Below are 12391 nucleotides of genomic sequence, written 5' to 3' on the forward strand. Positions count from 1 at the left end.
CCCGGAGCGAGACATATTTTCGGGGAGGGGGAGTGTCAACGCCTGCCGCCTCCGAATGCCCTGCACGAACCCAAGGAGACACTTTCGTGAAATCGCTACTTCTGACGGCGGCCGGGACCGGGCTGGTTCTCGGCGGCCTGGTCCTCGGCGGCGCGGCGACGCTCGCCCAGACCGACGGACAGACCGCCGGGCAAACGGCCGGCCAGTCGCCAGCGGCGGCGCAGGCCTCCAAATCCGACAAGGCCGCGACGGACTATACGGTCGACACGCCGGTGGCCAAGGTCGCCGGCGAGCCGATCACGGTGGGTCAGCTGGTCGCGCTGCGCCGCGAGCTGCCCCAGAAGTACCAGCAGCTGCCCGACAAGGTGCTCTACAACGGACTGGTCCAGCAGCTGATCGACCAGAAGCTTCTGGCGGACGCGGCCAAAAAGGACGGCCTCGACAAGCAGCCGGCGGTGGCGCTGCACGTCCTCAACCAGAAGCGCGCGATCCTGTCCGACGCCTATCTGCGCGCCCAGATCAAGAAGCGGGTGACCCCGGACAAGATCCAGGCGCTCTACAAGGAGCGCTACGTCAACGCCAAGCCGGTCGAGGAAGTCCACGCACGGCACATCCTGGTCAAGGACAAGAAGACCGCCGAGGAGATCGAGAAGAAACTGAAGAACGGCGCCGACTTCGCCGCGCTGGCCAAGCAGTACGGCACCGACGGCACCAAGTCGCGCGGCGGCGATCTGGGCTGGTTCACGCATGACGAGATGGTGCCGGCCTTCGCCGACGCGGTCTTCGCCATGAAAACGGGCACGATCTCCAAGCCGGTGAAGACCGATTTCGGCTGGCACGTCATCAAGCTGGAGGGCCGGCGCCAGCGCCCGGTGCCGCCGCTAGCGCAGGTGCGGGGCAAGCTGATGCAGGAGGCAGCGCGCGAGGCCCAGAAGGCGGCGATCCAGGACCTGCGGGCGCAGGCCAAGATCGTGATGCCCGACACGCCGCCGCCGCCCGACGCGATCCGCGCCGACGACAAGCTGGACAACGCCAACTAGGCTGCGGCGTCCTTATCCGGGGGGGCGGGACATGGCCAAGACCGACGATACGGCGAAACTGGCCGCGACGCTGGCCAGACGGCGCGCGGATCTGGCCGCGCTCGAGGCCGAGGTCGCCGGGCTCGAGGCGGACCTCGCCGCCCTCGGGGCACGGCCGGCGAAGAAGGCGGGCCCAGTCTCGCCTTTCGCGCCGGCGGCCTTCCCGTCCCTGCCCGTCGTCGCCGGCGCGCGCTTCGCCAGCGCCGCCGCCGGGGTGCGCTATCGCGACCGCGACGACGTCATGCTGGCCGAGCTTGCCGCGGGCGCGTCGATCGCGGGGACCTTCACGCGCTCGCGTACCCGCTCGGCCCCGGTCCTGTGGTGCGAGGAACGGCTGGCCGCACTGTCCGGCCAGGCAGCGACGGAACCGCTCGCCATCGTGGTCAACTCGGGCAATGCCAACGCGTTTACCGGCCGGCATGGCCGCGCCGCGGTCGAGGTAGTGGCGAAGCAGGCGGGCGAGGCCCTGGACGTGCCGCCCGGGCACATCTTCATGGCCTCGACGGGCGTGATCGGCGAGCCGCTGCCGGCCGAGCGCATCACCGCCAAGCTGGCCGAGCTTGCCGCCGGACTGGCGGCGGAGAAGATCGAGGCGGCGGCGCGCGCCATCATGACCACCGACACCTTCCCCAAGGGCGCCGGGGCCCGCGTCGAGCTCGACGGCGTGCCCGTCAGCATCGCCGGCTTCGCCAAGGGCTCGGGCATGATCGCGCCGGACATGGCGACCATGCTCTGCTTCGTCTTCACCGACGCCGCCATCGACCAGCGGCTGCTGCAGGAGACGCTCGCCGCCCTGACCGACGAGAGCTTCAACGCCGTCACGGTGGACAGCGACACCTCGACCTCGGACACGCTGCTGCTCGGCGCCACCGGCCGGGCGGCGATGGCGCCGATCGCCGGCAGGCAGGACCCGCGCTATCCGGCCTTGCGCGCCGCGCTGGGCGAGGTGCTGCGCGACCTCGCGATCCAGGTGGTCAAGGACGGCGAGGGCGCCTCGAAACTGGTCGAGATCACCGTCACCGGCGCCGAGACGGATGCCGCGGCGCGGCGCATCGGCCTGTCGGTGGCCAACTCGCCGCTGGTCAAGACCGCCATCGCCGGCGAGGACCCGAACTGGGGCCGCATCGTCATGGCGGTCGGCAAGGCCGGCGAGGCCGCCGACCGCGACCGCCTGGCGATCCGCTTCGGCGACATCGTCGTGGCCGAGGAAGGCCGGGTCGCACCCGGCTATGCCGAAGAGCAGGGTGCCGCCTACATGAAGCGGCGTGAGCTGGAGATCACGGTGGACGTCGGCGTCGGCAGCGGCCGGGCGACCGTGTGGACCTGCGACCTGACGCATCGCTACATCGACATCAACGCGGACTACCGCTCGTGAGGCTGGTGCTGGTCGCCGCTGTCGCGCTGATCGATCCGGACGGCCGCGTGCTCTTGGCCGAGCGACCCGAGGGCCGACAAATGGCGGGGTTGTGGGAGTTTCCCGGCGGCAAGATCGAGCCCGGCGAGACCCCGGAAGCCTGCGTGATCCGCGAATTGCACGAGGAACTCGGAATCGGCACCTGGGAGAGCTGCCTGGCGCCGCTGAGCTTCGCCAGCCACGCCTATGACGAGTTCCACCTGCTGATGCCGCTCTACGCCTGCCGCAAGTGGGAGGGGATGGTCTCGCCGCGCGAGGGGCAGCGCACCGCCTGGGTGCGGCCGCGCGAGCTTGGCGGCTACCCGATGCCTGCGGCCGACCGGCCGCTGGTCGCCGTCCTGCGGGACTGGCTTTGAGCCTTGCAAGCGGCCTGCGCGCTTGACATGCGGACCGCGAACGCCAAGGGGTATAGGCGCGCAGCCGGCTGCAATGGCATGCAAAAACACGGGCGCGCAGCAAAAACACGGGCGCGCAGCAAAAACACGGGCGCGCCGGCAACAGGCGAGGAAGCATGTCGACACGCGATAACCCCCTCCCCGCGGGCAGCGAGGCCCGCGTGTGCGACAATTCGGTCCCGGGGGGGATTCCCCGCCTGGGCGGCCGGCGCGTCCTTGTCGCAGAGGACGTGGAGACCAACAAGGTGCTGCTGCATGCGATCCTCGAGCGTGCCGGCGCGACGGTCGAGGCCGTCTCCGACGGCGATGCGCTGCTGGAACGGCACACGGCCGAACCGGCGGACCTGATCGTCATGGACCTGCAGATGCCGGGGATGGGCGGCATCGCCGCGGCGCGGCGCATCCGCGGGCTGCCTTGTGCGGCGGGACGCGTGCCGATCCTGGCGGTGACGGCCTATGCCCGTGGCGCGAACCAGCAGCTCACGCGCGAGGCGGGGATGGACGCCTACCTGTCCAAGCCCGTCGTCATCTCCGAGTTCTACGACCTCTTGCAGCGGCTGCTGCCCGAGCCCCCCTCAGCCAGCGAGGGCCGGCCCTAGCGCCAGACCGCCACCGGTGCGACCCGCTCGATCCCGGGGATCGGGCACCGCCGCTTGCCGGCCCTCGGCCCCCGGGGCGCGCCGGGGTGCGCCAGGCTCACCCCAGCACCAGCAGGAGCAACAGCCAGGGCGGCGCCAAGCCGAAGCCCCCGAAGATGAAGAACTTCACGAAGTAGAGGCAGAAGGCGGCAAAGAAGGGCTGCATCGCCTCGTGCAGGAAGCCCGGGGTGAGCGGGCCGAACAACGCCAGGAACGGGTCGGTGAGGCCCGCCATCGCCCGGAAAAAGGCGACCGGCCGCGAGAAATCGACGAACAGGCCCAGCACCCCGCGCGAGAACACGAGCGCCGCCAGCGCGGTCAGCGAATAGCTGCCCGCCGCGAGGCTGGCGAGGACCGTCGAGGTCGGCCGCGGACCGCCCCCGGCCACCGGGACGCCCAGCCACCGGAACACGCCAAAGCACAGCAGGAAGGCGCCCACGAGGATCAGGACGGCGCGAAAGCTGAGACGGTCCATCCGGCCCCACCTCCCTCAGGCACAGAGCGCAGCCCGCGGGCCCCGCGCCGGTGCCGCGACGCTAGACTCAGTGTTCCTGGATCATCACCTGGGCGCCGCGCGGCACCCTCAGGCGGTGGATCATATCCTGCATCTCCGGGCTCGGCGCCTCGGTGATGCGCGAGACCACCCACATCACGACGAAGGCCGCCGGGATCCCGAAGATGCCGGCCGAGACCGACGACACGCCGAACCAGTTGAACTCGTCGCCGGTTCCCTTGGTCAGGTCGAAGCCGTAGACGTTGCCGATCACATAGACCATGGTCAGCCCGAAGCCGGCGATGATGCCGCACACGGCCCCCGCCCTGTTGGCCCTGGCGTCCCAGATCCCCAGCACCAGCGGCGCGAACAGGCCGGCGCCGGCGATCGAGAAGGCCCAGGCCACCATCGACAGGATGTCCGAGGGCTTGGTCCGCGCCAACAGCGCCGCCAGCACCGCCACCACCAGCAGGATGACCTTCGCGACCATCAGCCGGTGCCTGCTGTCCGCCCTGGGGTCGATCATCCGGTAGTAGATGTCGTGGCTAAGCGCGTTGGCGATGGCGAGCAGAAGCCCGTCCGCCGTCGACAGCGCCGCGGCGAAGCCGCCTGCCCCGACCAGCCCGACCACGAACCACGGCATGCCCGCGATCTCGGGCGTCGAGAGCACGATCATGTCGTTGTTCAGCCTGAGCTGGCTGAACGGGAACCCGCCGGTGAAGCCCTTGGCCTCGCAGGCCGCGCGCACCGCCTCGAGCGAGACCGCCTTGGCGCCGCAGATCTGCACCAGGGAGTTCCCCTCGATCGAGCCCCAGCGGAACATCCAGCCGGGAATGTGATCGAAGGCCAGCGTGACGCCACCGCCCGCGGTGAACAGGTGCATCACGTTGTACTTGGCGAAGGCGGCATAGGCCGGCGCCGTGACGTAGAGCAGGAAGATGAAGAACAGCGACCAGCCCACGGACTTGCGCGCCTCGCGCACGGTCGGCGTGGTGAAGAACCGCATCAGGATGTGCGGCAGCGAGGCGGTGCCGACCATCATGCAGAAGATCAGGAAAAAGAAGTCGCGCGGCGAGTAGTTCGTGAACGCCTGCACATGCGGCTTGATCGCCTCGCCGGCGGCGATGAACTGGTGCTCCATCGACGAGATGTCGCCGAGCACCGTGCCGTACATCAGCTGCGGCACCGGCACGCCGGTGACCGCGGTCGACATCCAGACCGCCGGCACCAGATAGGCGACGATCAGGATGATGTACTGCGCCACCTGGGTCCAGGTCACCGCCCGCATGCCGCCCAGCATCGAGCACACCAGGATACCGGCCAGCCCCGCGAACACCGCGTAGTTGAAGTCGATGCCGAGGAACTGCGAGGCGATGATGCCCGAGGCATAGATCTGCGCCGTCAGATAGGTGAACGAGCAGCAGAACAGCACGAGGATGCCCAGAAGCCGCGGCAGGTTACCGCCATAGCGCGTGCCCAGGAAGTCGGGGATGGTATAGGCGCCGAACTTGCGCAAATAGGGCGCCAGCAGCACCGCGACCAGCACGTAGCCGCCGGTCCAGCCGAGCACGAAGGCCAGCCCGTCATAGCCCAGCACGTAGAGCGTGCCGGCCAGCCCGAGGAAGCTCGCGCCCGACATCCAGTCGGCCCCCGTCGCCATGCCGTTGTAGACCGCCGGCACCTTGCGCCCCGCGACGTAGTATTCCGAGACCATGCTGGTGCGCGCGATGACCCCGATGAAGGCGTAGACCGCGATGGTCATCGCCATGTAGCTCCACAGGATGTAGTGGTAGGGCACCCCGAGATACTCGAGCAGCGCCATGAGCACGACGAAGCCGGCGAAGCCGCCGACATAGACCGTGTAGATGCGGCCGAGATTGGCGACGAAGGGGTCCTGTTGCGTTGCCATCTGGCCGCCCTCAGTCCTCGGCCATGCCGAATTCCTCGTCGATGGCGTTCTGGCGCGCGGCGTACCAGAAGATCAGCACGACGAAGACGATCAGCGATCCCTGCGCGGCCATGTAGAAGCCCAGCGGGAAGCCGAGGAAGGTGACCGTGTCCAGCACGCCGACGAAGAAGTGGATGACGAAGGCGAAGATCGCCCAGATGGTCAGGCAGGTCCACATCAGCCTTCGTGTCCTGGCCCAGTGTGCCGCCGCTGCCTCCGGCGTGATCTGCTTGGGCATGACCGATCCCCCTGCGCCTTTTTTCCCGACGGAGGACCCGACCCGCGGCACGCGCATGCGGTGATACCGCGCCCGGCGCGGTTCCGCTCGTGCTGGCTTTTCGGTGCTGGCCCCCCGGCTGCTGCCCCCCGTCTCTTGTATTCTTGGTGCAGTGCATCGAATAATCCGTGCAGCCGCGCGCGGAGTCAACAATCGACAGGCGGGTGCCGGGGACCGGCACAGCCGGGAGTCGGCCGATGCATTTCCTCAGGGCGCTGACCATCGGCAGGCGTCGGGGCCGGATCGCTGCCGTCCCCGATCTCGTCGCCGCGGTCTCCGCCGGCGCCGCCTATCTGGCCCAGGGGGCGAGCTATTCCTACATCCGCGCCCGCTCGGGCATGGTGGCGCCGCGCCTGATGGAGGAGCCGCGCTTTGCCGAGGCGCTGGACCGCTGCAAGTGGGAAGGCTTCGCCGCCGCGGCCGGCGACCTGACGCTGATCGCCGAGGGAGACATGCGCCCCCACGGCGCCCCCGCGCCGGCCTTCTGGCACCGGCTCTATCGCGAGGTGCTGGCCAGCCAGCCGCTGCCGCCGCACCGGGCGGCAACCGGCTGGTGCGACCGCATCGACCGGTTCGACGAGCGCCTGCGCCGCCAGCTTGCCGGTCCGCCGTGCCGCATCGAGGACATCGCCGCGGCCAGCGCCGCGGTCATCGTCGACTACGCCCCCGTCGACGAGACGATCCGCGAGGTCGACCGCGAGATGGTTACCAACAACGTGACGTTCCGCTTCATCGACCACGTCACCGAGCTGAGGCGCCGCACCGACTGGCCGGCCCTGGCCGCTGCCGCCGGGGCTGCGGCGGATTTCGTGCCGTGACGCAGGCCGCCCGCCCCGCGCGCGCCGATCCGGCAACGCCGCTCCTGGCGCTCGAGACCGTGGTGCTCGACACCGAGACGACGGGGCTCGACGTGCGCCGCGACCGGGTGGTCTCGATCGGCGCTGTGCGCATGCGCGGCGCGGCCATGCACGAGGCGAAGGCGCTCGACATCCGCGTCAACCCCGGCGTGCCGATCCCCGCCGAGTCCACGCGCATCCACGGCATCGCCGACGCCGACGTCGCCGGCGCGCCACACGCGGGGGAGGCCCTGGCCCGGCTGGCCGAGTTCGCCGGCGATGCGGTGGTGATCGGCCACAGCATCAAGTTCGACCTGGCAGTGCTGCGCCACGAGGCAGCGCGGCACGGGGTCGCCTGGCACGAGCCGAGGGCGCTCGACATCGCCCTGATCGCCGCGGCGGCGATGCCGCAGCATGTCGACGCCTCGCTCGAGGGGCTGGCGATGCGGTACGGCGTGGCGCTGACCGGGCGCCATACCGCGCTCGGCGACGCGCTTGCCACCGGGCGGCTGTTCGCCGCCATGCTCGAGACGCTGCGCGGCCATGGCGTGCGCAGCCTGGCCGAGGCCGAGGCCTTCCAGGCCCGCGCCGGGGCGCTGATCGCGCAGCAGGAGCAGGCCGGCTGGCACGCCCGGCCGGGCGAGCGGCCCGACTTCGCGGCCGAGAGCGCGCTTCCCAGCGTGCAAACCGCGATCGACGGCTTCCTCTACCGCCACCGCCTCGCCGACGTGATGGGCACGCCGCCGATCACGGTGGCCCCCGACGCCACGCTGTTCGAGGCCGCCGACATCGTGCGCGCGCACGGCATCGGCTGCCTCGTGGTCGAGCCGCTGGAGCGTGGCGGCGGCGGCTTTGTCACCGAGCGCGACCTGCTCTACGCCTTCGCCGCTCACGGGCCGAAGGCCGCCGGGATGCCGGTCTCGGCGGTGATGAGCCGCCCGGTGATCGCCCTGCCCGAGGACACCTTCCTCTACCGCGCGCTCGGGCTGATGGCCCGCCGGGCGCTGCGCTACCTGGCGGTGACCGGCGCCGACGGCGCGGTGACGGGCGTGTTCACGCTGCGCTCGCTTTTGCGCCAGCGGGCGCTGACCACGCTCTCGGTCGGCGACCGGATCGCGACGGCCGAGGATGTGCCCGAGCTGGCCTCGGTGCTGGCCGAGCTGCCCGGCCTGGCGCACGCGCTGCTCGCGGACGGGCTCGACGCACGCGAGGTCACCGCCATCATCTCGGCCGAGTTCCGCGCCATGACCGCACGGGCCGCCGAGCTGGCCGAGGCGCTGATGGAGGCCGAGGGCCACGGCGCCGCCCCCGCGCCCTACTGCCTGCTGGTGCTCGGCTCCGGCGGCCGCGGCGAAAGCCTGCTCGCCCCCGACCAGGACAATGCCGTGATCGTGGCCGACGGCTACGCCGGCGACCTCGACGCCGCCGAGGACTGGTTCACGCTGTGGGGCGGGCATCTCGCCCGCATCCTCGACGAGGCGGGCATCCCGCTGTGCAAGGGCGGCGTGATGGCGCGGAACCGCCCCTGGCGGCGCACGCTTTCCGAATGGCTCGCGCAGGTCGATCGCTGGGCCGCGGCGCCCGAGCCGCGAAACCTCCTCAACGTCGACATCTTCTTCGACTTCGCGCCGACCCTCGGCGACCCGGCGCTGGCGGCGCGGCTGCGCGAGCACGCGCTCGAGCGCGCGGCCGGCGCGCCGGTGCTGATCCGCTCCCTCGCCGAGACCTTGGCCCAGCACGGCGCCGGGATCGGCCTGTTCGGCGGCTTCCGCAAGGACGAGCAGGGGCGCACCGACCTCAAGACCGGCGCACTGCTGCCGCTGGTCTCGGGCGCGCGGGCGATGGCGCTGGCGCACGGCGTGGCCGAGACCTCGACGCCCGCGCGACTCCTCGCGGCCGTGGAAAGATCCGGCACCGCCACCGAGGACGCACGGCGGCTGATGGACATCCACGGCCTGGTCCTGCGGCTGATCCTGAGCCAGCAGATCGCCGACATCCGCGCCGGCGTCCCGCCCACCAACACCGTGGACACCGCGGCGCTCGGCCGCGACCAGCGCAAGGTGCCCAAGGCCGCGCTCGAACAGATCGACCTGATGGCCGAGATGGTGCGCGGCGTGCTGCCCTAGCGGCGCCGCGCCACCTGGTTCAGCACCTGGCCCCGCATCTGACCCCACATCTGGCCACGCACCCGCCCCGCATCTGACCCCGCACTTGGCCCGGCACTTGGCCCCGGACCTGATCCGGGGCCTCGGGCCCGCTGGGCGAGGTCCCGGCCCGGGGGCCGGGACCCGGGCCGCGTCACACCCCCAGCTTCTGCTGCAGGCTGGACGAGGACGTGGTGTACTGGAAGCGCAGCTTCTTCTCGGGAAAGCAGATGTGGAAGGCTTCCTGCGCCATAAGCGCCGCCTCGTGGAAGCCGCACAGGATCAGCTTCAGCTTGCCGGGATAGGAGTTGATATCGCCGATGGCGAAGACGCCGGGCGTCGAGGTCTGGAACTTCTCGGTGTCGACCACGATCAGGTTGTCCACGACCTCATAGCCGAACTCGCCCACGGGGCCCAGCTTCATGGTCAGCCCGTAGAACGGCAGGAGCACGTTGCACGGGATCTCGTACTCGCCCTTGTCGGCCGACTGCGCCACCACCGCCTCGAGCGCGCCGCCCGTGCCCTTCAGCGCCCTCATCTTGGCGGTGTGCAGGTCCACCTTGCCGGCCTCGACCAGGGCGCGCATCTTGTTGACGCTGTCGGGCGCGGCGCGGAAGCCGTCGCGGTGGTGGATCAGCGCCATCGAGCGCGCCATCGGCGCCAGATTCAGCACCCAGTCGAGCGCCGAGTCGCCGCCCCCCGCAACCAAAATGTCCTTGTCCTTGAACCGCGCCATCTCGCGCACCGAGTAGAACACGCTGCGGTTCTCGAACCGCTCCAGCCCCTCGAGCGCCGGCTTCTTCGGCACGAAGCTGCCGCCGCCGGCGGCGATCACCACCACCTTGCAGTCGATCTGCACCTCGGCGTCGGTGACCACCCGCCAGCCGCCGTGCGGCAGCGCCTCCGACGGCCCGCGCCGCTCCAGGCTCACGGCCATCTGGCTGAAATGGAACTGGGCCTTGAACGGGCTGATCTGCTCCATCAGCCGCTCGGTCAGCTCCTGCCCGGTGACCACCGGCATCGCCGGGATGTCGTAGATCGGCTTCTCCGGATAGAGCTCGGCGCACTGGCCGCCGGGCCGGTCGAGGATGTCGATCAGGTGGCACTTCATGTCGAGCAGGCCGAGCTCGAACACGGCGAAGAGGCCGACCGGGCCGGCCCCGATGATGCACACGTCGGTGGTATGCGCGTTGCTGCTGCTTTCTTGGGTCATCGCGCCGATCTAGCTGCTGTTCCTCGTGAAATCCCGTCCGCGCGCTGGGGCGGATTGTCTCAGGCCGCCCCGGCCTGCTCGAGCCCGGCCGCGACGCGCGCCGCCTCGCCGAAGCCGGTGAACAACGCCCGGCTCAGCGGGTCGGCGGCCGCGTCGTACTCGGCATGCCACTGCACCCCCAGCGCGAAGGACCGCGCGCCGCTGATCGAGATCGCCTCGATGGTGCCGTCCGCGGCCCAGCCCTCGACGACGACGCGTGGCCCCGCCTCCCGGACCGCCTGGCCGTGCAGCGAGTTGGTCACCGCCGCCGTCTGGCCGATCAGCCGGTGGAAGGCGCCGCCCTCGCGAAAGCTGACCTCGTGGCGCTTGGCGAAGATCACCTCCGGGTCCTTCTCGCCCTTGGGCATGCGGTGCCGCATGCGCCCGGGCAGCTCGCCGACCTCGGGGTAGAGCGTGCCGCCATAGGCCACGTTCATCTCCTGGATGCCGCGGCAGATGCCGAAGACCGGCTTGCCCGCGTCGATCATGGCCCGGATCAGCGGCAGGATCACCGCGTCGCGGCCCAGGTCGAACGGCCCGTGCCCCTCGGTCTCGTCGTGGCCGTAATGGCTGGGATGCACGTTCGGCCACGCGCCGGTCAGCACCAGCCCGTCCAGAACCTCCAGCAGCTCGGCGGTCGTCGAGGTCTGCGGCAGCCCCGGCAGGATCAGCGGCAGGCAGCCCGACACCTCGGCTACCGCCTCCGGCGTGCGGTTGCCGCAGATCTGGGCGTCGAAGGTATCCTCGATCCGGTGCAGGAAGGCGGTGACGCCGACCACCGGACGGCCAGGCGCGCGGGTCAAATCTGCTTCTCCGGCATCTGCACCACCAGACCGTCGAGCGCCTCGGTCACCTTGATCTGGCAGGTCAGCCGCGAGCGCTCGGGATTCGGCTCGTAGGCGAAGTCGAGCATGTCGAGCTCCATCTCCTCGGGCGGGTTCAGCTTGTTCACCCAGCCGGGATCGACATATACATGGCAGGTCGAGCAGGCGCAGGCGCCGCCGCAGTCGGCCTCGATGCCGGGGATGTTGTTCTGCACGGCACCTTCCATCACCGTCAGGCCCACCGGTACGTCGACAGTGTGCTCGGTGCCGTTGTGCTCGATATAGGTGATCTTCGGCATGCGGCTCGTCCCTCTCGCTCGACGGGTCCCGGGCGCTATCTAGCGCGCCTTTGCCCCATTCGCCAGAGGCAGCGCGAATCGGCACCGCGCGCGGGGCCGGCAGCGCGGGGACACCGGCTGCCACCACAATGACCGGGCATGCAACGAAAACGGCCGGACCCGATGGCCCGGCCGCCCAACCCGTTCGCCCCAGCCTCAGTGGTGCGCGTAGTACTCGACCACCAGGTGCGGCTCCATCTGCACGGCATAGGGCACGTCGCCCAGCGCCGGCTGGCGCAGGAAGGTGGCGGTCATCTTGCGGTGATCGACCTCGATATAGTCCGGCACGTCGCGCTCGGGCGACTGCACGGCCTCGAGCACCAGTGCCATGTTCTTGCCCTTCTCCGAGACCATCACCACGTCGCCCTCCTTGACGCGGTAGCTCGGGATGGTGACGCGCTTGCCGTTCACCTCGACATGGCCGTGATTGACGAACTGGCGCGCGGCAAAGACGGTGGGCACGAACTTGGCGCGGTAGACCACCGCGTCGAGCCGGCGCTCCAGAAGCCCGATCAGCATCTCCGATGTGTCGCCGCGGGTGCGCATGGCGTCGGCATAGATGCGGCGGAACTGCTTTTCCGTCAGGTCGCCGTAATAGCCCTTCAGCTTCTGCTTGGCCTTGAGCTGCACGCCGAAGTCCGAAAGCTTGCCGCGGCGGCGCTGGCCGTGCTCGCCGGGGCCGTATTCGCGCCGGTTCACCGGGCTCTTCGGGCGGCCCCAGATGTTCTCGCCCATGCGGCGGTCGATCTTGTA

13 protein-coding genes are annotated in these 12391 nt (G+C 70.3%); 6 read left to right on the plus strand and 7 right to left on the minus strand.

All coding sequences use genetic code 11. The features are described 5' to 3' along the window. The first annotated feature begins 86 nt into the window (after positions 1–86). The 4 genes from AC32QD_RS16110 to AC32QD_RS16125 all read left to right on the plus strand — a co-directional run bounded on the left by AC32QD_RS16110 (position 87) and on the right by AC32QD_RS16125 (position 3487). Positions 87–1040 carry a peptidylprolyl isomerase gene (locus tag AC32QD_RS16110; protein ID WP_492011528.1) on the plus strand — a complete coding sequence of 318 codons (954 nt, stop codon included), beginning with the start codon at positions 87–89 and terminating at the stop codon, positions 1038–1040. Between the two features lie 31 nt (positions 1041–1071). Further along, a complete protein-coding gene (gene argJ, locus AC32QD_RS16115) occupies positions 1072–2454 on the plus strand; it encodes a bifunctional glutamate N-acetyltransferase/amino-acid acetyltransferase ArgJ (RefSeq protein ID WP_492011529.1) in 1383 nt (460 codons plus the stop codon). Further along, entirely contained in the window at positions 2451–2849 is a 399-nt protein-coding gene (locus AC32QD_RS16120; protein ID WP_492011530.1) for a (deoxy)nucleoside triphosphate pyrophosphohydrolase, read from the plus strand. The genes argJ and AC32QD_RS16120 overlap by 4 nt, the downstream gene beginning before the upstream one ends. 155 nt (positions 2850–3004) lie before the next feature. Beyond that, a complete protein-coding gene (locus AC32QD_RS16125) occupies positions 3005–3487 on the plus strand; it encodes a response regulator (RefSeq protein WP_492011531.1) in 483 nt (160 codons plus the stop codon). Positions 3488–3584: 97 nt separating this feature from the next. On the opposite strand, the gene AC32QD_RS16130 is transcribed toward AC32QD_RS16125, so the two are convergent. The 3 genes from AC32QD_RS16130 to AC32QD_RS16140 form a co-directional block, all read right to left on the minus strand. Further along, a complete protein-coding gene (locus tag AC32QD_RS16130; protein ID WP_492011532.1) occupies positions 3585–4001 on the minus strand; it encodes a hypothetical protein in 417 nt (138 codons plus the stop codon). Between the two features lie 67 nt (positions 4002–4068). Then, the gene (locus tag AC32QD_RS16135) at positions 4069–5928 is read right to left on the minus strand and encodes a sodium:solute symporter family protein (protein WP_492011533.1); all 1860 of its coding nucleotides are present in this window, start codon (positions 5926–5928) and stop codon (positions 4069–4071) included. Positions 5929–5938: 10 nt separating this feature from the next. Beyond that, entirely contained in the window at positions 5939–6205 is a 267-nt protein-coding gene (locus AC32QD_RS16140; protein WP_492011534.1) for a DUF4212 domain-containing protein, read from the minus strand. 236 nt (positions 6206–6441) lie between these two features. Here AC32QD_RS16140 and AC32QD_RS16145 point away from each other — a divergent pair, with 236 nt between their 5' ends. After that, positions 6442–7062 (plus strand): esterase, encoded by a 621-nt coding sequence (locus AC32QD_RS16145; protein WP_492011535.1) that lies wholly within the window; start codon positions 6442–6444, stop codon positions 7060–7062. Further along, entirely contained in the window at positions 7059–9206 is a 2148-nt protein-coding gene (locus tag AC32QD_RS16150; protein WP_492011536.1) for a DUF294 nucleotidyltransferase-like domain-containing protein, read from the plus strand. Before AC32QD_RS16145 ends, AC32QD_RS16150 begins: the two co-directional genes overlap by 4 nt. Before the next feature lie 172 nt (positions 9207–9378). Here AC32QD_RS16150 and AC32QD_RS16155 read toward each other — a convergent pair whose 3' ends face one another. From AC32QD_RS16155 to rpsD, 4 genes are all read right to left on the minus strand, one after another. Then, a complete protein-coding gene (locus tag AC32QD_RS16155) occupies positions 9379–10437 on the minus strand; it encodes an NAD(P)/FAD-dependent oxidoreductase (protein WP_492011537.1) in 1059 nt (352 codons plus the stop codon). Positions 10438–10496: 59 nt separating this feature from the next. Next, positions 10497–11279, minus strand: coding sequence for a gamma-glutamyl-gamma-aminobutyrate hydrolase family protein (locus AC32QD_RS16160; RefSeq protein WP_492011538.1), 783 nt, complete (start codon positions 11277–11279; stop codon positions 10497–10499). Continuing rightward, positions 11276–11599 (minus strand): 2Fe-2S iron-sulfur cluster-binding protein, encoded by a 324-nt coding sequence (locus AC32QD_RS16165; protein ID WP_492011539.1) that lies wholly within the window; start codon positions 11597–11599, stop codon positions 11276–11278. Before AC32QD_RS16165 ends, AC32QD_RS16160 begins: the two co-directional genes overlap by 4 nt. A 195-nt stretch (positions 11600–11794) precedes the next feature. Beyond that, positions 11795–12391 (minus strand): 30S ribosomal protein S4 (gene rpsD, locus AC32QD_RS16170; RefSeq protein WP_492011540.1); only part of this gene is annotated, 597 nt, incomplete at its 5' end.

This window comes from Thermohalobaculum sp., assembly GCF_058622915.1.